17 protein-coding genes are annotated in these 18284 nt (G+C 66.2%); 3 read left to right on the top strand and 14 right to left on the bottom strand.

Going from position 1 to position 18284, the window contains the following annotated elements:
* Positions 1–126: 126 nt before the first annotated feature.
* From ACXJMY_RS20050 to blaBJP, 10 genes are all read right to left on the bottom strand, one after another.
* Positions 127–2094: an ATP-binding protein gene (locus ACXJMY_RS20050; RefSeq protein WP_456621068.1), complete on the bottom strand. Its 1968-nt coding sequence runs from the start codon at positions 2092–2094 to the stop codon at positions 127–129.
* Positions 2091–3440 (bottom strand): DUF4255 domain-containing protein, encoded by a 1350-nt coding sequence (locus ACXJMY_RS20045; RefSeq protein ID WP_456621067.1) that lies wholly within the window; start codon positions 3438–3440, stop codon positions 2091–2093. The genes ACXJMY_RS20050 and ACXJMY_RS20045 overlap by 4 nt, the downstream gene beginning before the upstream one ends.
* Positions 3437–4075 (bottom strand): hypothetical protein, encoded by a 639-nt coding sequence (locus ACXJMY_RS20040; RefSeq protein ID WP_456621066.1) that lies wholly within the window; start codon positions 4073–4075, stop codon positions 3437–3439. The genes ACXJMY_RS20045 and ACXJMY_RS20040 overlap by 4 nt, the downstream gene beginning before the upstream one ends.
* On the bottom strand, positions 4072–4782 hold the full coding sequence (locus tag ACXJMY_RS20035; protein ID WP_456621065.1) for a hypothetical protein: 711 nt from the start codon (positions 4780–4782) through the stop codon (positions 4072–4074). Before ACXJMY_RS20035 ends, ACXJMY_RS20040 begins: the two co-directional genes overlap by 4 nt.
* An 8-nt stretch (positions 4783–4790) precedes the next feature.
* Positions 4791–5315 (bottom strand): phage tail protein, encoded by a 525-nt coding sequence (locus tag ACXJMY_RS20030; protein WP_456621064.1) that lies wholly within the window; start codon positions 5313–5315, stop codon positions 4791–4793.
* 24 nt (positions 5316–5339) lie between these two features.
* Entirely contained in the window at positions 5340–6872 is a 1533-nt protein-coding gene (locus tag ACXJMY_RS20025) for a phage tail sheath family protein (RefSeq protein ID WP_456621063.1), read from the bottom strand.
* A gap of 36 nt (positions 6873–6908) precedes the next feature.
* Entirely contained in the window at positions 6909–7277 is a 369-nt protein-coding gene (locus ACXJMY_RS20020) for a hypothetical protein (protein WP_456621062.1), read from the bottom strand.
* A gap of 246 nt (positions 7278–7523) precedes the next feature.
* Positions 7524–8303, bottom strand: a complete 780-nt coding sequence (locus ACXJMY_RS20015) for a LuxR C-terminal-related transcriptional regulator (RefSeq protein WP_456621061.1) — start codon at positions 8301–8303, stop codon at positions 7524–7526.
* Positions 8304–8551: 248 nt separating this feature from the next.
* The gene (locus ACXJMY_RS20010) at positions 8552–10570 is read right to left on the bottom strand and encodes a putative bifunctional diguanylate cyclase/phosphodiesterase (RefSeq protein ID WP_456621060.1); all 2019 of its coding nucleotides are present in this window, start codon (positions 10568–10570) and stop codon (positions 8552–8554) included.
* 318 nt (positions 10571–10888) lie between these two features.
* On the bottom strand, positions 10889–11773 hold the full coding sequence (gene blaBJP, locus ACXJMY_RS20005; RefSeq protein ID WP_456621059.1) for a BJP family subclass B3 metallo-beta-lactamase: 885 nt from the start codon (positions 11771–11773) through the stop codon (positions 10889–10891).
* 291 nt (positions 11774–12064) lie between these two features.
* On the opposite strand from blaBJP, the gene ACXJMY_RS20000 reads away from it, so the two are divergent.
* Positions 12065–13174 (top strand): alpha/beta hydrolase, encoded by a 1110-nt coding sequence (locus ACXJMY_RS20000; RefSeq protein WP_456621058.1) that lies wholly within the window; start codon positions 12065–12067, stop codon positions 13172–13174.
* A gap of 51 nt (positions 13175–13225) precedes the next feature.
* On the top strand, positions 13226–13381 hold the full coding sequence (locus ACXJMY_RS19995) for a hypothetical protein (protein WP_456621057.1): 156 nt from the start codon (positions 13226–13228) through the stop codon (positions 13379–13381).
* Positions 13382–13400: 19 nt separating this feature from the next.
* Here ACXJMY_RS19995 and ACXJMY_RS19990 read toward each other — a convergent pair whose 3' ends face one another.
* Entirely contained in the window at positions 13401–13673 is a 273-nt protein-coding gene (locus ACXJMY_RS19990) for a TonB-dependent receptor plug domain-containing protein (protein ID WP_456621056.1), read from the bottom strand.
* Between the two features lie 63 nt (positions 13674–13736).
* Positions 13737–15116, bottom strand: coding sequence for a hypothetical protein (locus ACXJMY_RS19985; RefSeq protein ID WP_456621055.1), 1380 nt, complete (start codon positions 15114–15116; stop codon positions 13737–13739).
* 373 nt (positions 15117–15489) lie between these two features.
* Between ACXJMY_RS19985 and ACXJMY_RS19980 the strand changes: the two genes are divergently transcribed.
* On the top strand, positions 15490–16299 hold the full coding sequence (locus ACXJMY_RS19980; protein ID WP_456621054.1) for an extracellular solute-binding protein: 810 nt from the start codon (positions 15490–15492) through the stop codon (positions 16297–16299).
* Here the strand turns inward: ACXJMY_RS19980 and ACXJMY_RS19975 are convergent.
* Both ACXJMY_RS19975 and pstS read right to left on the bottom strand, forming a co-directional pair.
* Positions 16273–16971 (bottom strand): ABC transporter permease, encoded by a 699-nt coding sequence (locus tag ACXJMY_RS19975; RefSeq protein ID WP_456621053.1) that lies wholly within the window; start codon positions 16969–16971, stop codon positions 16273–16275. The two genes, ACXJMY_RS19980 and ACXJMY_RS19975, sit on opposite strands and share 27 nt — an antisense overlap.
* Positions 16972–17228: 257 nt before the next feature.
* Positions 17229–18284, bottom strand: coding sequence for a phosphate ABC transporter substrate-binding protein PstS (pstS, locus tag ACXJMY_RS19970; RefSeq protein WP_456621052.1), 1056 nt, complete (start codon positions 18282–18284; stop codon positions 17229–17231).

The raw sequence follows: 18284 nt of genomic DNA, 5'->3' as shown, positions 1-18284 counted from the left end.
CGGTGCCGGACCCTGTGAGCCGGTGTTGCAAGGCTTGGCCGATTGCGTCGGCGAGTCCTGCAGCTTCAGAGCGCCGCGATGCATCGACGATGAGGCGTCCGATCCGAATCTCGATGCCGGCATGTTTCATGGCGCGACTCCCGGCCAGGGCCGCTCGAGCTTTGAGAACTCGGCGCGCACCGCGGCGTTGATCGCGTCCTGTTCGATCGGTCCGCCACCGGCGGCGGCCAGGAATGCGGCGTTCAGCGCGATCGCGCGGATATTGCCGCCGGTCAGTTGCAGCCTCGCCAGCCCAGCGAAATCCACCTCGCCGAGCGGCGCATCGGCGGGGAACTGCATCCGCCACAATCGTTCGCGCGCTCCGGGGTCCGGGAAGGGGAACTGGATCACGTAACGGATGCGGCGCAGGAAGGCGCGGTCGAGCGCACTCTTCATGTTGGTGGTGAGGATCACGAGCCCGCGATAGGTCTCGATCCGCTGCAACAAATAGGCGATCTCGATATTGGCGAAGCGGTCGTGGCTGTCGCGCACGTCGCTGCGCTTGCCGAACAGCGCGTCGGCCTCGTCGAACAGGAGAATTGCGCCGCTGTTCTCCGCGGCCTCGAACAGCCGGCTCAGATTCTTCTCGGTCTCGCCGATATATTTGCTGACGACGCTGGCCAGGTCGATGCGGTAGAGATCGAGCCCGGCGGCGCCGGCGATCGCTTCGGCCGCGTAGGTCTTGCCGGTTCCGGACTCGCCGGCGAACAGCGCGGCGGCGCCCAGGCCGCGGCCATTGTGCGCGGCAAAGCCCCAATCGCCATGGACGCGCGGCCGGTGCTGCAATTCGGCGGCGATGGCGCGGAGCTGCGCGATCACCACCGGTGGCGCGACCAGATCGTCGAAATGAGCGCTTGTCTCGATCCGCTGCGCCAGCGCGTCCAGCCCGCCGCGCACTGCGGCGCGGCAGAGCCGCCACACCGTGGGCCCGAGCCTGGCCGGCTCGGCCTCCGTTTCGGCCAGCGCCTCGGCGACCACCAGGCGCAGCTCGGCAGCGGGTACGTTGAACTGCCCAAGGGCCGGGCGCAATGCGCCCGTGAGCGCGGCGGCCTGCTCGCGCGGGAGCCCGCGCAATGCACCGGCTTGCCGGGTGGCCGCGGGCGCATCCGGCACCAGAAGCCGCAATGTGCGCCGCTGCCGCAGTCGCGACAGGCGGGCCGGCTCGGGTGCGTTGAGCACGATCGCAGGTCCCATCAGATGGTCGAGCAGCGTCGCGGCGCGCGTCTCGGCGTCGGCCGGCTCGGTCGCGCAGTCGAGCTCGAGCAGGATGATGGCATCGCAGAGCGCCGCCTCGCGGTCGAGCAGGCAAGCGGTCGCGGCAAGCTCGCGCGGATCGTGCGGCAGGTTACGGACTTGCAGCCTCAAGATGTTTGCGCCGAGGTCGGCCAGCGCGTCGCGCGCGACGTCGCGCTGCGGCTCGATCTCGCTGCGGGGATGGTTTAGCGCGACCAGAGCCGCCGTTCCGGAGCCGAGGGCGTGCGCGATGCTGCGCGCCAGCGGCGCGTCGGGCTCGATCGGTCCGGCAGACTCGCACCGGGCAAGCCCGATCAGCCGCGTGTCCATCGCGGCGACGCCGGTCAGGTAATGCAGCACCCGCTCGTCGATCTGGATCGGCCGGCGCGGCGGTGCCTCGCGGCCCTCGCACTCGATCAGACGCCAGCGCCGCAACGGCCGCAACGGCGACAACGCGTCCCAATGCGGCTCGGCGAGCACCTGCATGGCGAAGTTGAGCGTCGGCTGCGCGGCCGTAACGCCGCCGTGCGCCCGCGCCATTGCCTCGCCGACAAGGCGGCGCAGCGCGCTGTCGAGCTCGACACCGGCTGCGAGCAGCACGACGTCGCGCTCGAAGGACGAAAGGCCGAACAGCTTCGTCAGCGCATCGAGTGCGGGCTCGAAGCCGTCGGCATCCTCCGGCAGACCCGGTTCGGTATCACACGGCGTTTCCCCCAATTGTCGCGCGAGGCGCAAGCGCAGCGCGACAAGCTGCGCCGCCAGCCATTTCTGGTTGAGGCTGGCCCAATCGGACGCCGGTTGTGTTCTGTCGTGCATGTTCATGCCGGCACGCTGAGGGTTTGCGATGCATCGAAGGCGGGTGCGTCGCCGCTGAGATCGAGCAGAAGGCTGTCGACGCCGTCCACGCGCAGCCGCGCCGGATAGGTGCCCGCGGGAAGCGTCGCGGGGAAATCGAACACCAGCGGGTCGGTGGCCGCGCTGCGCGGATTGGCCGTGGCCTCCACCGTGCCGAGAATGAGACTGGCGCGCTGGTGCGGCTGCACCTGGGGGCGGGAGAACAGGGTGACGGCCACGCGCGGCGGTCCAACCTTGCGCACCACGGTCGCGGCCGGCAGCGCAAGCGCCGCATCGGCCGCGATCACCAGGGCGGGTGCGATGATCAGGCCTACGGCATTGGTGTCGCGTTCGTTGGCTTCGCCGGCCGGCAGGAAACGTAGTGTGAGGCTCCATTGCCCCGGCGCGAGCGCGGCTTGCGCGGCCGCATCGTTCGGCAGCGTCAGGGTAAGCTCGGTGCCGTCCGCATTGGGCGCGCCCGGCGCGAGCTCGATCGCGCCGGGAAACAGCGAATTGACCAGCCGCACGCGGAAATTGCTGCCGATCAGGCGGATGCCGGAGAGCACCACCGGCTCGCCGAGCCGCGCGCCGCTCTGTTTCAACTGCGCCGTTGCCGCAAACAGCGTCGGCAGTGGTGGCAGCAGGTCGGGATTGACGACGACGCCGCGGTCGCGCTTGGTCGCGGGATCGATGATCCCGCGCGACAGCACCGGCAGCGGCGAAAGTGCGGGCTTGGTGGCTTCGATCAGCACCACCGACACCACATAGGCGGCCGAGGGCCGGTAGTGCGACTGGATTGCCGCCCACAGCCTCGACATTTCCTCCGGCCCCATCACGGCCGGTGTGACCTTGATCAGCTCGGCCTGATCGGCGAGGTCGGCGGCGGCGAGTGCCTGGAACGCCGGCGGCAGCATCGCGACGTCGAGCGGGTTCGGGTTGAGCGCGCGCCGCACTGCGGCGCGGTCGAGCACGGGGCGCTCGTGCAGCAGATGCATGCCGTAGCCGAGCAGGATCTCGGCCTGGCAATCGACCCGCGCATAGGCCGTCAGCAGATAATGCAGATCAAGCGCGAGCGGCGCGTTGGTCAGTCGTTCGCCGCTCGTCGACGACCGCGACGGCAGGGCGCGGTTGCGCCAGCCCGGGTTTGGCGTGACCTGATGCAGGAACAGGTTCAGCCGCGGCAGCTCCTCGGCGCTGCTGAGGTCGATCGTGTCGGGCGCGACCGCGCTGACATTGACCGTGCCCCCGACGGCGGGCCCGGCCTCGATCAGCCCGTTGTCGAGCAGGTTGCGCAGCACCGCGCTGACCGCGCCGATCGCGAGCGGTGAGCTCATGCGCGGCCTCCCGGCGTCGGGCGGTGCAAATAGTCGGACAGCGACACCGACGGCTTTGGCGCCGGCTTGGCGGTGCGCGCCGCGCGCGGCGGCTCCGGCGAGCGGATGTCGATGCGGTCGATGGTGACCTTGATCACGGGCGGCGTTTCGCGCCGGCGTTGCGACTGGTCGGCGAGCACGGCGTGGCCGAGCGGAGGCACCGTTGAGGGTGGTGGGGTTTCGTGTCGGCGCTGCGATGCATCCCGCACAATGGTCTCGCGCGGCTGCGTCACGCGCGGCGGCGGACGAGGGCCTGTCTCGGTCGCTGGTCCTGGCGGCGCAGCATCCGAGTGAACCGGCCGCGTCTCGGTATCGATCTTGACGACGGGGGGCAGCCGCGATCCACCTTCGTCTGTGTCGGTCCGCGCGCGATGCGGCTGTCGCGTTTCCGTGGGAGGATCGTCCATGATGATGGCACGCCGCGGCGTCGCATCCGGTGGCGAAGGCAATGGCTGCGCCTCGTCCGACCACGTCTCACGTACCGGATCATCATCGGTGCGTGCCGTGGCAAAGCGCGGTGGCAGGGCAACGCGCGCCGCGCCGGGGATCGGCTCGCCGCGGCCGAGGCGCACGAGATTCTGCAAGAGGCCGGTCATGATGCGCCTACCAGTTGCAGATAGGCGGCACGGCGGGTGTGCGGCAGCGCCAGCACCTCGGCTTCGCTCCAGCCATATTCGCGCGCGAGCGCATCGACCTCGAGCAAGGTGCGCTCGGCGGCTGCCTGCACCTCGGCCCACAGCGCCGGCGCGATATCGATCACGGCCTGCCAGAAGTGGCCGCAATCGGGACAGTCGAGCGCGAAGGCGAGGACCGCGCCGGGATCACAGCGCTCGAGCTCGGCCTCGATCCGGTCCACAATGTCCTGGCCGGGCATCGTCGGCTGCGCCTCGCCAAGGCAGCATGTCAGCAACATCCCGGCCGCGGCTGCGGAGTCCGGCGCTGCGGCCAGGCTGGCGAGATCGGACAGCGTCGGCAGCCGCAATGTCAGTTCGCCGCCGTCGCCTGCGATCCGCGGCGATGCGGCGTCGGGCGGTGGTGCAAGCCCGGCCGCGAGCGTTGCGCTGTCGGCCACGAATTCACACTCCGTCTGGCAGGCGGGGCAGGCCGCACGCAGCCGCCATGGCGCGCCGAACAATCTTGTCCGCAAGGCCAGCAGCGCGGCATTGCCCGCCCCGATCGAGTCCGTTGGCGCCGCGCCGGCGGCCGCGAACAGGGCATTGTCGCGCTGACGCCACGCGCGGCCGGCGGCCCGGTCCCACAGCGCCAGAATGTCCTGTTCGTGTTGCGCGGCTGCGGACGGCATGAGCAGCCTCAGGCCTGATCGGACAAGGTGGGCTCGGATGGCTCGGCGACCGCCGGATCGCGCTCCCAACCCTCGTTCTCCAGCTTGATGTGTTGGATGGCCACCGCATTGGCGTTGGCGTCGAGATCGGGCAGCGACTGATATTCCGAGACCCAGCAGCGGAAGATCTTGTAGGCGAGCGCGAGCTGCCCGGCCTCGTTGTAGACCTCGAGAATGATGTCCTTGCGAAAATTCTTCAGCGAGACCTCGGCGCCGAGGCCGGCGCCGAAATGCCAGACCCGGTTGGCCCATCTCTCGAACTCGGTGTCGTGGGTGACGCCGCGATCGAGCGTGATCGCTTCGAACTTGCTGCGGCCGGGCGACTTGCGTCCGGTCGAGGGATCGCCGCCCTCGCGGTGCTCGACCACCTCGGTGGTGCGCTTCAGCGCCGACACCTTGCTGATGCCGGCAACGTAGCGGCCGTCCCATTTCACGCGGAACTTGAAGTTCTTGTAGGGATCAAAGCGCTCCGGATTGACCGAGAACTGTGCCATGCGTTTGCCTCAGCTTTTCCTGCCTCAGGTTGGGATGTCACCGGCGATCTGCTGGATCTTGATGACGACGAACTCGGCGGGCTTCAGCGGCGCGAAGCCGACGATGATGTTGACGATGCCGAGATTGATGTCGGCCTGCGTCGTGGTCTCGCGGTCGCATTTGACGAAATAGGCTTCGCGCGGCGTACGGCCCTGGAATGCGCCCTGCCGGAACAGCCCCTGCATGAAGGCGCCGATGTTGAGCCGGATCTGCGCCCAGAGCGGCTCGTCATTTGGCTCGAACACCACCCATTGCGTGCCGCGATACAGGCTCTCCTCGAGAAACAGCGCCATGCGCCGCACCGGCACGTATTTCCATTCCGAGCCGCGGTCGTTCTGTCCGTGCAGCGTGCGCGCGCCCCAGACCACGTTGCCGTAGACTGGCAGCGTGCGCAGGCAGTTGATGCCGATCGGATTGAGCTGGCCGTTCTCGGCGTCACTCAGCGTCAGCGCGAAGCCGACGGCGCCGTTGACGCTGGCATCGCTGCCGGCCGGCGCCTTCCAGACCCCGCGCGTGGCGTCGGTCCGGGCATAGACGCCGGCGACGAAACCGCAGGGCGGGAAATCGCGCACGACGCCCGATTGCAGCGGATCGGACTGCATCACCCAGGGATAGTACAGCGCAGAATAGTTGCCGGGCGCGCTGATGAGGCCGACCTCGCCCTTCGTGGGGTTGGCCATGTTGGCGACCGTCTCGCCCTGGAGGCTGTCGATGATCAGGAACGCGCGGCGGGTGAGACAGCGCTGTTGCAGGGTGCCGAGCGCGGTCTGGGTCGCGCCGTTGACGTTGGTGAGACCGGGAACGCAGACCAGGTTGAACAGATCGATACGATCGACGATCCCGCCGAGGGCGAACAAGGGAGCGAGCGCCGTGAGGAACGGCCCGTCAGTGGCGGCGAGGACCGTACCGTCGGCGCCCCCTGCAAAGGCCTTCGGGGTCGAGGCCGGATTCGGCACGGTCGTCGACGCGGTGGTCAGTTGATCCATGAAGGCCGAGCGGCCATTGACGACGTTCGGCGCATAGCGCGGATCGGTCTTGTCCATCGACAGATCCTGGAATGATTCCACGACCGCCGTGCTTGGCGTCGGACCGATGACGTCGAGCTGGAACCGGGTGTTGTTGTCGGCACGCAGCGTCAGCTTGACGCTGTAGGCGTGGGCCCATTGGCCCGGCGAGCTTGCCTTGATGCCGAGATCGCCGATCGGGCAGGTTGCGGTCAATGCGTCGGTCGCGGGCACCGGCGGATTGGACTGCATCGCGATGCGCACGATGTAGGCGTCGCTGCCGCCATTGTCGAAGAAGTGGCGCACGGCGTAGCCGAGATAGGCGCGGCGGTCGAGCCCGCCATAGGCGCGCTCGTAGTCGGCGAAGCTCGAGATCCGGACGGCGCGGTCGATGGGGCCGCGCGGCGCCCACCCGATGAACAGTGCGATCGACGTCGCCACGCCCGAGATCGAGCGCACGCCGCTGGAGATTTCCTCGATATAGACGCCGGGTTGCAGAAGGGCTGAGGGCATGTGGGCTCCTGTGGGTTGGCGGTCCGTCTCGCTCGGTCAGACCGCAGCGATGTTCTTGCCTCGCCGTCGGGCGAGCCCGCGGCGCGGCCTGCGCCCGTGCCCGGGCGGATCGCGGATCGCCTGCGACAGCGATTCTGCCGTAATTTCCTCGATGAAGGTGCGGTGTGGCCGCAGCTCGTACAGCGCGCCGCTCTCGCCGCTTGCGACGATCGTCACGACCTTCAGCCGTGGTCGGCTGCGCAAGAGGCTCGCGAGCCTGTCGCGCTCGTCCGCGGCCGTCTGGGCCATCACGACGACGTCGGCACGGGTGCGGCGGGCCTCTGCCGCGAGGTTGGTGTCGTCGGTCATGCCGACCACCGCCAATGCGGGATCTTTTGCGACAACATGCTCGAGAATGTCGGTCATCAGCCCGGGGAATCCCGCAATGAGAATGCGTCTCTGTCGCAATGGCCACCTTTGCCACGAGCCTTGCACAAGGCGCGGCGGCACGATTGAGCCAAAGGGTTCAGTGAGGATGCAGGCGATGGTCTGGACCGTGTGTGCCGCGCGGGGCCTGGCTCTGCCGCGCCGGGCGCGCCGCGGGAACGGCGACACGCTGATCTTGCGCGGGCCGGTGGCCGCTATTGCACCGGACGGTCTAGGCCATAAGGTCTAGCGGATCTGGATCCGCGAGCGCGCGGGTGACGGCGCACCGGCTGCGTGCAGATGCTTGCTGATCTCGCCGCGGCGGCGGATCTGCAATTTGCTGAGCACGTTGTGCATGTGGTTCTTGACTGTCGAATCGCGGATTCGCAAGGCGCGCGCGATCTCCTTGTTCGACAGCCCCTCGCCGACGAAGCGGATGATCTCGTGCTCGCGCGGCGTCAGCGTGTCGACGCCGGCGGCAGGCTCTCGCACCGCGGCCCGGGCCGACAGCAGCGCCAGCCGGCCGAACAGCGCGGCGGCGACCTTGGGCGAGCACACGAGCTCGTCGCGCATCGCGTTGTGGATGGCCGCGACCACATCGCCGATCGAGCCGTCGCACAGCACGAAGCCGGATACGCCGGCCTCGGCGCAGGCGAGGATGTCCTGCTCGACCTCGGCGACCGCGATGGCGACGACCTTCAGCGCCGGCGACAGGGCGCGACAGGCCGTCGATCGCCGCAGGCCTTGCGCTGTCGCGATGTCGACCAGCAGCACCTGTGCGCCGCTGTCGATGACCTGCTCCGGCGGGGTCGACAGATCGCCGTGTCCGGTGACGCGCAGGCATTCCTGCCGCGCCAGGCACGAACTCAGGCCTTCGCAGAGCAGGCGTACGTTACTGAGGATGAAGACGCAGACGGGCGCGCCGCCGCCGTTTGGCTCGGCCGATGGCTGCGATGGATGTGAAATGGCGCCGTGGGACTGCGGCGGGGCAGCGTGCCCTGCCGGGACTGACGCATTGGACGACATGCCTGCCTCCCGATTGCCAACTCACAACCGTGTTTGCCGCCGCGCCCAGTTGAAAGCCAAAGATCAAAAAAGTTGTATCTTTAGTATCTTTCCCCTTGAAATTGAGTATTGCGCGTTTTGCGGACGCTGACAAGTATTGACATTAGATGCCCGCCTGCCGAGGGCGTTTCGACGCATGTGAACTGGACCATTGACAGGCGCTGGTTCAATTCGTCAGCGCTACATGCGTCGATTGTGGCATGTCCGCCTCAGGCCAGGATCTGGGCTCCGGGCATCGCGCCGCCGTCAAGGCGCTGCCATTCCTTCGCGAGATAATCGTCGATCGCATCGCGCGGCATGGGCTTTGCGAAATAATAGCCCTGGATGAAGTCGCAGCCGAGCCGGCGCAGGCTGTCCAGCTGGGCGCGGGTCTCGACGCCCTCGACAACGCAGGCGATTTCCATGTCGTCGCACAGGCCGGTGAGCGACTTGATGATCTTGTGGCTGACCGGATTGTCGTTGATGTCGGCGACGAAGCTGCGGTCGACCTTGATCTTGTCGAGCGGCAGGCGGTGCACGTGGCTCAGCGACGAATAGCCGGTGCCGAAATCGTCGAGCGAAATGCCGCAACCCATCGCCTTCAGCGCGGCGATCGATTGCTGCGCGCGCACGAAGTCGAAGGTGACGGCGGTCTCGGTGATCTCGAAATCGATCCGGCGCGGCGGCACGCCGCTTCTCTCGATGATGGTGATCAGCGGCAGAATCCCCTCGGCCGAACAGATGTCGTGGGCGGAGAGGTTGAACGACACGTGGATTTCATCGGGCCAGCTCTTCGCGGCTGCGAGCGCGCGAACCAGGAGCGCCTGCGTCAGGGGACGGATCAGGCCGATGCGTTCGGCTGCGGGAATGAAGTCGGCCGGCGAGACCTGGCCGAGGCGGGGGCTGTGCCAGCGCGACAGCACCTCGAAGCCCGCGGTGTGCTCGCTCATGGCATCCACGATCGGCTGGAATACCAGCTCCATCTCGGTGTCGAAATCGGATGTGCGCAGCAGGTTCTCGATGACGCCGCGGCTGCGGATCTCGGCCTCGAGCTCGCTCGAGAAGATCACGGTGCGGCCGCGCAGATGGCGCTTGGCGTGATAGAGCGAATAGTCGGCGCATTCATAGAGCGCCTCCGACGTCGTCGCGGAGTGCGGAAACAGGGCAAAGCCGATCGAGCAGGATAATCCGGTATGCGCGGTATCGAGCTGGTAGGGCAGCTTGACCCGATCGCCGATGCGTTCGCCAAGCCGCGCCAGATCGGCCTCCTCGGGGTCGCCGCACACCACGAGGCCGAACTCGTCGCCGCCGAGCCGGGCGAATTCGACCCGCTGCGGGCCAAAGCCCTCGCAAACCTCGCGGATGCGCCGGCCCGCCTCGATCAGGACGCGGTCTCCGACCGAGTGGCCGTAATTGTCGTTGATCGGCTTGAAGCCGTCGAGGTCGATGATCCCGACCGCGAGGCGAACATTTCTGCGTTCGGCGTCGCCGAAGGCGCTCGCAAGCTCCGCGAAGAAGCGGCGGCGGTTCGGCAGCTCGGTGAGGGAATCGAGATTGGCGAGACGGAAATTTTCGTCCGAGAGGGCTTGCGTCGCCGCCTGCTGTGCGAGCAGCGACTTGCGGCTGGCGACGAGGTCGGCGAAGTCGCGATAATAGATCACCAGCACCGTCACCATCGCGCCCGAGACCAGGAGGTTGTTGACCGCGATCGCCTTCAGGGTCGGCTCACCCGTGGCGAAGAAGAACAGCACATAGGGCACGTCGACGACCAGCGTCACGATCAGCGCCGCCGACCGCAGATGCATCAGCGAGAAGATGCAGCCGATCACGGTCACGGCCATGTAGAAGGCGACCTGGCTCTTGGCGAAGGGATCGCCGTAAGGATAGAGCGCGAAGGACCAGGCGGTGAAGCCGGCGCCGATCGGCAGCGTCATCCAGTTGGTCGCGCGCAGATTGCGCAGGATGTCGGCGTCGCTGCGCACGAGATGGCGCTGGCGCAGCCACCAGACGGTGCGGAGCGCTGCAAGCACGGTCAGCACGCTCGGCACGATCATCGTCAGCCAGTCCGGCGCCACGTTCACATAGGTATAGGCGACCGCGATCGTGTTGCTGATCAGGATGAAGTAGAGCAGCGGGATCTGCTTGGAGAAGGCTTCGAACTGCGCGCGCGTCAGGTCCGGGTTGTCGGCCGGCACGCGAAACAGCCGCATGGCGGCGGCGAGGTGAGTCTTCAAATCGACGACAGGCATTGCAATACGCGCCCCGGATTCCTTCAAAACGGGGGGATATTTGCACGGCGGGGGTAAAGGGCGCGTTAGGCGGGTTCCGCGGCAAGAGCCCGCGCAGGTTGCGCGCTGCCGCGGAATTTTACGGCCGCGCGCATTGGTGAGGCCGCGTTAAGGATATGCGGCGGCAGAGACATGCATCGTCCCCGATAACCGCAGCTACGTTCTGCTAACCATGTGCAATCGCGACGGCGCGGTCGAGCGTATTGCCGCGCGCTCGGCCGGCGCATTTGATTCACCTCTCCTCGCCGCGGAGAGGTGAAGAGAGGCGTATGACAGCCGCTATTTCTTCTCGAGCGCGGCCGTCTGCTTGGCGAGCTGCTTGTCGAACTCCTCCGACAGGCCGGTCGCGTAGGTCGCGAGCTCGCCCGGCTTGACGAACGGGTTCGGCGCGCCGTCCTTCATCTCGGCGCGCTTGGCCTGCATGCCATAGACTTCGGGATGCGGTCCAAGCAGCACGTCGATCTTCATCGCCTTTACCTTGGCATAAATCGCGCGGTAGTCGTCGACGATGCCGGCGTGGGTCGGTTGACCGACCAGCCGGTTCAACGCGACCGTGCCGCTGCAGAAGAACAGCACCTCGCGGTCCTGGTTACCGTCCTTGACGGTCATTTCCCAACTCGTGCAGCCCGGCGAGTGGCCGGGCGTTGAATGCGCCGTCAGTGTGGTGTCGCCGAGCGTGACCTTGTCGCCCTCCTTGACGGCACGGTCGACCTTGACGGCGGGGAAGACGAGGTCCTCGTTCTTTTCGTCGCCGGGATAGTAGCCACCTTCGAGCAGCGGCTTGTCGCGCTCGCCGGCCACGAGCTGCGCGCCGGTCTCCTTCTTGATCTCGGCGAAGCCGCCGGTGTGGTCGAAATGCGCGTGGGTGTTGAGAATGTACTTGATGTCGGCGACCTTGAGACCGAGCTTTGCGATGTTGTCCTTGATCATGCCGGTCGACTCCGGAAGCGCCGTATCCATCAGGATCAGGCCTTGCGAGGTCTTGATCACGTAGACGGCGATGCCGTCGGTGCCGACATAATAGATGTTGCCGATGAGCTGGAACGGCTCGAACGGCGTGGTCCATTTCTTGGTGACTGCCGTCAGGAAATCCTTGACGGTCTGTGCCTGCACGCCGGTTGCCGACAGCGCCAATGCGCACAGTGCGGCCGTGAACGCTCTCATGATCTGCCTCCCGTATTGTTCTTGTTGGTTCTTGTTCGTTCTTGTTGTTTCGATCGGACGCAGCCTGGGTGCCTTCCCGACGGGCCGCAAGCTACGTCGTGACCGGCCTGTCGGCAACGGTTTCATGTCCGGAATATTTCACGTCCCGTGCGGGAATAACGGTTCGCGGCCGGTTTAAGTATGGCGGCCATCGCGGCAACGCGGGCCGCCCGGGTTTGACCGCTTGCCGGTCACCCGGCATACTTCGCCTTCAAGACGAGCCAACAAGACTCGTCGGCACCGGGAGCTGAAATGATCAGGATCTTGCCCGTCCTCGCGGTGACGCTGATTTCCGCTGCCTCCTTCACGTCAGTCGCCATGTCGCAGCCGGCCTGCGTGACCCAGGACATGGCCGTGCCGTCCGGTGCCAACACCACCGACAAGGCGGCGCCCTTCTTCATCGATACGACGGGCCTTGACTTCAAGACAGCGCCGCCGACGCGCGATCCGTCGAACCCCAATTATCCGCGCGCGACCGAGTTGCCTGACGGAACGCTGCCGCCGCCTGGCGCCGAGGGCAATTTCATCATCGGCCCGACCCACAATCCGGCGCCGGAGACGATCGCGAAAGAGGGCGTGCCGCGCGGTACGACGAAGTCGTTCACGCTGACCTCGAAGGACAGCACGATCTACAATCCCGGCCTGATCCGCGACGATGTCGCCGGTTGTACCAATTCCTCGATCATGACGACCGTCACCGCGCCGGACGACAAATCGCACATGATCGTCACCACGAGCCATCCCGGCATCTGGTCGCGCACGATCGACGTCTACGTGCCGGCGCAATATGTCCGCGGCACCGAGGCGCCGTTCATCGTGGTCGGCGACGGCGGCTCCAACGCCTACAAGGATCTCGCCACCACCCTCGACAATCTGATCGTGCAGCGCCGCGTGCCGCCGATGATCGCGATCCAGATCGGCAATGGCGGCCAGGATGCGCAGGGCAGCCAGCGCGGGCGCGAATATGATGCGGTGTCAGGTGTGTACGCGCAGTTCGTCGAGCGCGAGGTGCTGCCGCTGGTCGAGAAGAACGCCGACGTCAAGCTCACCAAAAATCCCGACGGGCGCGCGACCATGGGGCTGAGCTCGAGCGGTGCTGCAGCCTTCACCATGGCGTGGTTCTATCCCGACCTCTATCACCGCGTGCTGGCGTTCTCGCCGACGATGGTCAACCAGCAATGGCCGCATGATCCGTCTCTGCGCGGCGGCGCCTGGGAATATCACAGCGCATGGACGGGGCCGGCCGGTCCCAATCTCATCTCCAAGGCCGGCGTGCTCACGCCGGCTGAGCCGCCCGGGGTGCCGCTGATCGTTGCCGCGCCGACCAAGCCGATCCGCTTCTGGTTCTTCGGTGGCGACTAGGACCTGTTCTATCCCAATCCCACCATTCCCGACGGGATGCACGACTGGACGTTGTCGAACGCGCTGATGGCGAAGGTGCTGGCGGAGAAGGGCTACCACTACCAGTTCCTGTTCGTGCGCAACGCCAAGCACGTCGATCGGCCGACGATCGCGCAAACCCTGCCGGCGGCGCTGGAATGGGTCTGGAAAGGCTATCCGATTCCCTGAGCCAAAGTGCCTGGGATGCCTAGCGCCCGATCGTCACGCCCGCGGTGGAGCGCATGGCGTCCCTCAGGCTTCTTGCGTTCATGTCGTCGAGGACCTGCCGCGTCAGCACGGTGGTCTGGCCGGGCGTGTTGAGGACGGTCTCGCCGCGGGAGGACGAGAGCCGGTCGGCCTTGTAGGGCGCGACCGGATCGGTGGCGGGCGCGTGGTGCGCCCGCTTGCCGGAAGCGGCAAAGGCTCCATGCGAGACGCAGAGTGCGGCGATCACGATCAGTCGCAACAATTTTGCGGGCATGCGATCTCCCCTATTTGGGATATCAGCCTAGCATATGGCGAGCGTGGCCGCGGTGGAAAAGGATCAGGCGAGAGCGGCCTGGCGTTCCCGCACGGGTTCGCGGACCCGGTCGGGTTTCCCGGGCTCGGCGAGCCGGGTGAAGCTGCGCTGGCTCGCATGCGCGGGCGCTTCGACGATGACGCCCTCGCACACGATCTGCCCGCCGAGCATCTTGAATTCGAGCTTGTCGTAGCGCGGCATGGTCTCGCCGGGCTCGGGCGGCAGCAGCTCGACACGTCCCTGGATGTTGAGCGTGGCGTCGCCGGTGCCATGAAGCCGCGGATTCCACATCCTGATCCCGGTTTCCGCCCAGCGCCGCCGGATCAGCGTGGTGCGGTCGACGGGTTCCGCGGCTCTGGCAGGGGCCTTCGGTGCGCTGCGGGTCTCCGGTGAGGGGGTCTCCGGTGAGGGGGTCTCGAGGACCGGTTCCGGCGCGACATGCGTGACGACGCTCGCTGTGTCGGCAGAGGAACCCTCCGCGGCGATGGCTGCGATCGGGGCAGGATCGTTGGCCGGGACCGGCTCGATCTCCATTGCGACGACAGCGAAGGGAGCGGCGTCGATGCTGTTCTCGGAGACCTCCGCCGCCGAGACTTCGCTGTCCGCAAGCGCGACACACGAATCCTCCACGACAGCCGGCTCAACATCAGCGACGTCGAAGGAGGTATCGTCGTTGACGGCGAGAACAGGGACATCAATCGGAGGGATCTCGATGTCTATGGACGAGACCAGCGCCTCCTCTACGACGACAAGCTCGACCTCGGTCGAGAGGTCGGCAGTTGCATCGCTGCTGATGACAGGCTCGGGCGCGTTGGCCTGCTGGCTCTCGGCCTCGACAGGCGACAGCCGCGCCTCTGCAACGATGACGGGTTCGACGTTCGCCGGGGGTTCCGCAGACGGGGCGCTGCTGACGAGCTCGGGAGCATCGACCGGCTCGCTCTCGACAAACGGCACCGATGTCTCTTCTACGACGACGGGTGCGACGTTGGTCTGGAGCTCTGCAGGCGGATCGCTGCTGACGAGCTCATGAGCATCGACGGCCTCGCTCTCCACCTCGACTGACGAGACCGAAACCTCTTGGACGACGACCGACTCGACCTCTGTCGGCGTTTCCGGGGATGAATCGTCGGTGACGCTGATATCCGTCGGCGCTGCGGACGAGCTCTCCGGGATGACCGAGATAGCGGTGCCATCCCCGGCGGCCGGAGTCGCAACGGCGGTCTCGGTGTCACCGCACAGCGGGTTAGTGCTGCTGCTGTCGGGAGCCGGAACATCTTCTGCGATGTCGGCAACGATTGCCGGCGAGTCGCTTGCCGCGATCGGTGCGACGTCGATGCTGCCGCGGTGCGGCAAGGGCCTAAGCCGGGTGAACGCCCATTTCACCGCAGGAATGCGGCGCAGCAACGATATCAGTCTCGAAAGCACAGGGAGTTGTCCAAGAGGTACTCGGCGTGAGGCAATCGCTGATTCGCCAGCAATGCAAAAACTGCCCCGGCCGTCACATCGATGTCAATGTAGGTGGGACCAATTGCAGAACATCCGTGCGTCCACCGCGCGGGAAACGCGACTGCCGTGTCGCGCTTTCGGGCGATCCACGATTGCAACGCCGACCGTGTTGCATCCTTCATTCGAAATGCATCGATGCGAGCGTATGCGTGACAAACCGTCTCGCCGTTATGCGGTACCGCCCCGACCGCTGATCCTGAGCCGAACGTGGGGCTTCCCAGCGTCGTCCTCCCTGGCGTAATTTGAAACGTCTGGAGAGTGAGGACAACGCATGAGGAAGCTTGCCGCCATCGCAGCGGTTCTGGTCTGGTCGACGTGCGCTTACGCGCAGGATCGCACCATCACCGTCGCCTCGACGACGTCGACCGAACAGTCGGGCTTGTTCGGCTACCTGCTGCCCCTGTTCTCGAAAGCCGAGGGCGTCAATGTGAAGGTCGTTGCCGTCGGCACCGGCCAGGCGCTGGACATCGGGCGGCGGGGCGATGCCGACGTGGTGTTCGTCCATGACAGGCCCGCAGAAGACAGGTTCATGTCGGAAGGGCAGGGCGTGAAGCGTTTCGACGTCATGTACAACGACTTCATCATCGTCGGGCCGAAGAGCGATCCGGCGCAGATTGCCGGTGGCAAGGACGTCGCTGATGCGCTGCGCAAGATCGCGGCGGCGAAGGCGCCGTTCATCTCGCGCGGCGACAAGTCCGGCACGCACGCGGCCGAGCTCAGGCTGTGGAAGGAGGCGGGTGTCGACCTCAGTGCCGGCAAGGACAGCTGGTATCGCGAGATCGGTCAGGGCATGGGGCCGGCGCTGAACATGGCCTCATCCTCGAACGCCTATCTGCTGTCGGATCGCGGCACCTGGCTGTCGTTCAAGAACCGCGGCGAGCTCGCCGTCCTGACCGAGGGCGACAAGCGGCTCTTCAACCAGTACGGCGTCATGCTGGTGAATCCGGCAAAGCATCCCGACGTGAAGGCACAGGACGGACAGGCCTTCATCGACTGGCTGGTCTCGCCGAAGGGGCAGGACGCGATCGCCGGCTACAAGGTCGGCGGCGAGCAGCTATTTTTCCCCAACGCGTCCCACTAGCAGGAAGGCGACGGTCGATACCGCCACGCTGAGCGCGAGCAGGATCAGCCCGAGCCCGAGCGCCAGCGGCAGGTCGCCCTTGCTGGTCTCCAGGGCGATGGCGGTCGTCATCGTGCGCGTGAAGCCGCGGATGTTGCCGCCGACGATGATGATGGCGCCCACCTCCGCGATCGCGCGCCCGAAGGCCGCCAGAAAAGCCGTCATCAGCGAGGTCCGGCCGAGCGCAAGCAGGAGTGCCATGCTGCGCAGCACCGACAGCCCGTCGATCCGCGCCAGATCGCCATATTCCGCCCACAGCAGGCTCGCCGGCCTGTGCACCAGTGCGACCACGATCGGCGTGGCGAGCAGCGTCTGCGCGATCACCATCCCGGTTGGCGTGAACAGCAGGCCGGCTGCTCCGAGCGGGCCCGACCGCGACAGCAGCAGATAGAGGCCAAGCCCGACCACGACCGGCGGAAGGCCGAGCAGCGCGTTGGTCAGCACGATGATGACCTGCCGTCCACCGAAGCGGGCGATCGCCAGAAAGGCCCCGAAGGGTGCGCCGATCAGCACCGCGAGGATGCTGGCGGTCAGGCTGACGCGCAACGACAATGCGACGATGCCGAGGAGCTCGGCATCGGCCTCGCCGATGAGCGAGAAGGCGGCGGCGACGGAGCGCGCGAAGTCGTTCATTCGGCCTGACGCTTCGGCGTCCGGCAAAGTGCCTCTGGATCGTCGATATCGACGCTACGCAATCGCTTCACGGGCTGGTCTCTGTGAGTCTTGTTGACGTCTACAGAATACCCGGGAGAGACGATTTGGAAACGCGTTTCATTCGGAAAATGGATGTGTGTGCGCCTGATGCCGGCTCCCGGGACGTAGATCCTAGGGCCGCTTGGCCTGTCAATCGGGGATCCGGTGCAATCTGCCCCGAACCTCCATCTCAAAGCTCAGCGCTTGACGTTAGCCGAGGCCGCGACCGTGGGGGCTGCCCCAAAGCTCAGTTGCCAGTACCGTTCGATCTGATCAACCAAGGCGGGCGGCAGCGGAACGTAATTGAGCGTTTCAGCCTGCGGCTTGCCGTTCTCCAGCGACCAGCGCACAAAGTCGATGGCGGCTGCCGACCGTTCCGGCGATTTCGGGGTCTTCGGCATCAGCACGAATGTCGTGGCGGTGATGGGGTAGGCGTCTTCACCCGGCGCGTTGGTGAGCACGAGATGGAAATCCTTCTCCGCCTTCCAGTCCGCGCTCGAGGCCGCCGCCTGGAACGATGCGGCGTCGGGGACGACGAAATTGCCGGCACCGTTCTGCACGATTCCGAAGGAAATCCTGTCGAGCCGTTGCAGCGCGTAGGTGTATTCGAGGTAACCGATCGAGCCGGGAACGAGACTGACGAGCGAGGCGACGCCGTCATTGCCCTTTCCTCCCAACCCGACTGGCCACTCGACCGAGGTGCCTTCGCCCACGGTCGTCTTCCATTGTGGGCTGATCTTCGAGAGGTAGTTCGACCAGTTGAACGTCGTTCCCGATCCGTCGACGCGATGAACCACCGTGATCGCCGCGCTCGGGAGTCTGATGTCGGGGTTGATCGCCCGTATCGCCGGATCGTTCCAGGATTTGAGCTTGCCGAGATAGATGTCCGCGAGCACCTGCCCGGTGAAGCGAATCTGGCCGGGCTTGACACCATCGATGTTGACCACGGGCACGACACCCCCGATCACGATCGGGAATTGCATCATGCCGAGCCTGTCCAACTCCTTGGGATCGAGCGGCATGTCGCTCGCGCCGAAATCGACGGCTTCCTTCTTGATCAAGCCGACGCCAATGCTCGAGCCGACCGCCTGGTAGCTGACGGTGTTGCCTGTCTTCGCCTTGTAGGCGTCGATCCATTTCGCCATCACGGGCGAAACGAAGGTTGAGCCTGCGCCCTTGGTCTCGGCAGCCGGACTTTGCGTGGCGATCACGAGGGCGGTGAGGATGATCGGTAGTCCGAGATGTTTCATCAT

This window comes from Bradyrhizobium sp. P5_C12 (assembly GCF_054049735.1).
This window is presented reverse-complemented; position numbering and strand designations above follow the sequence as displayed.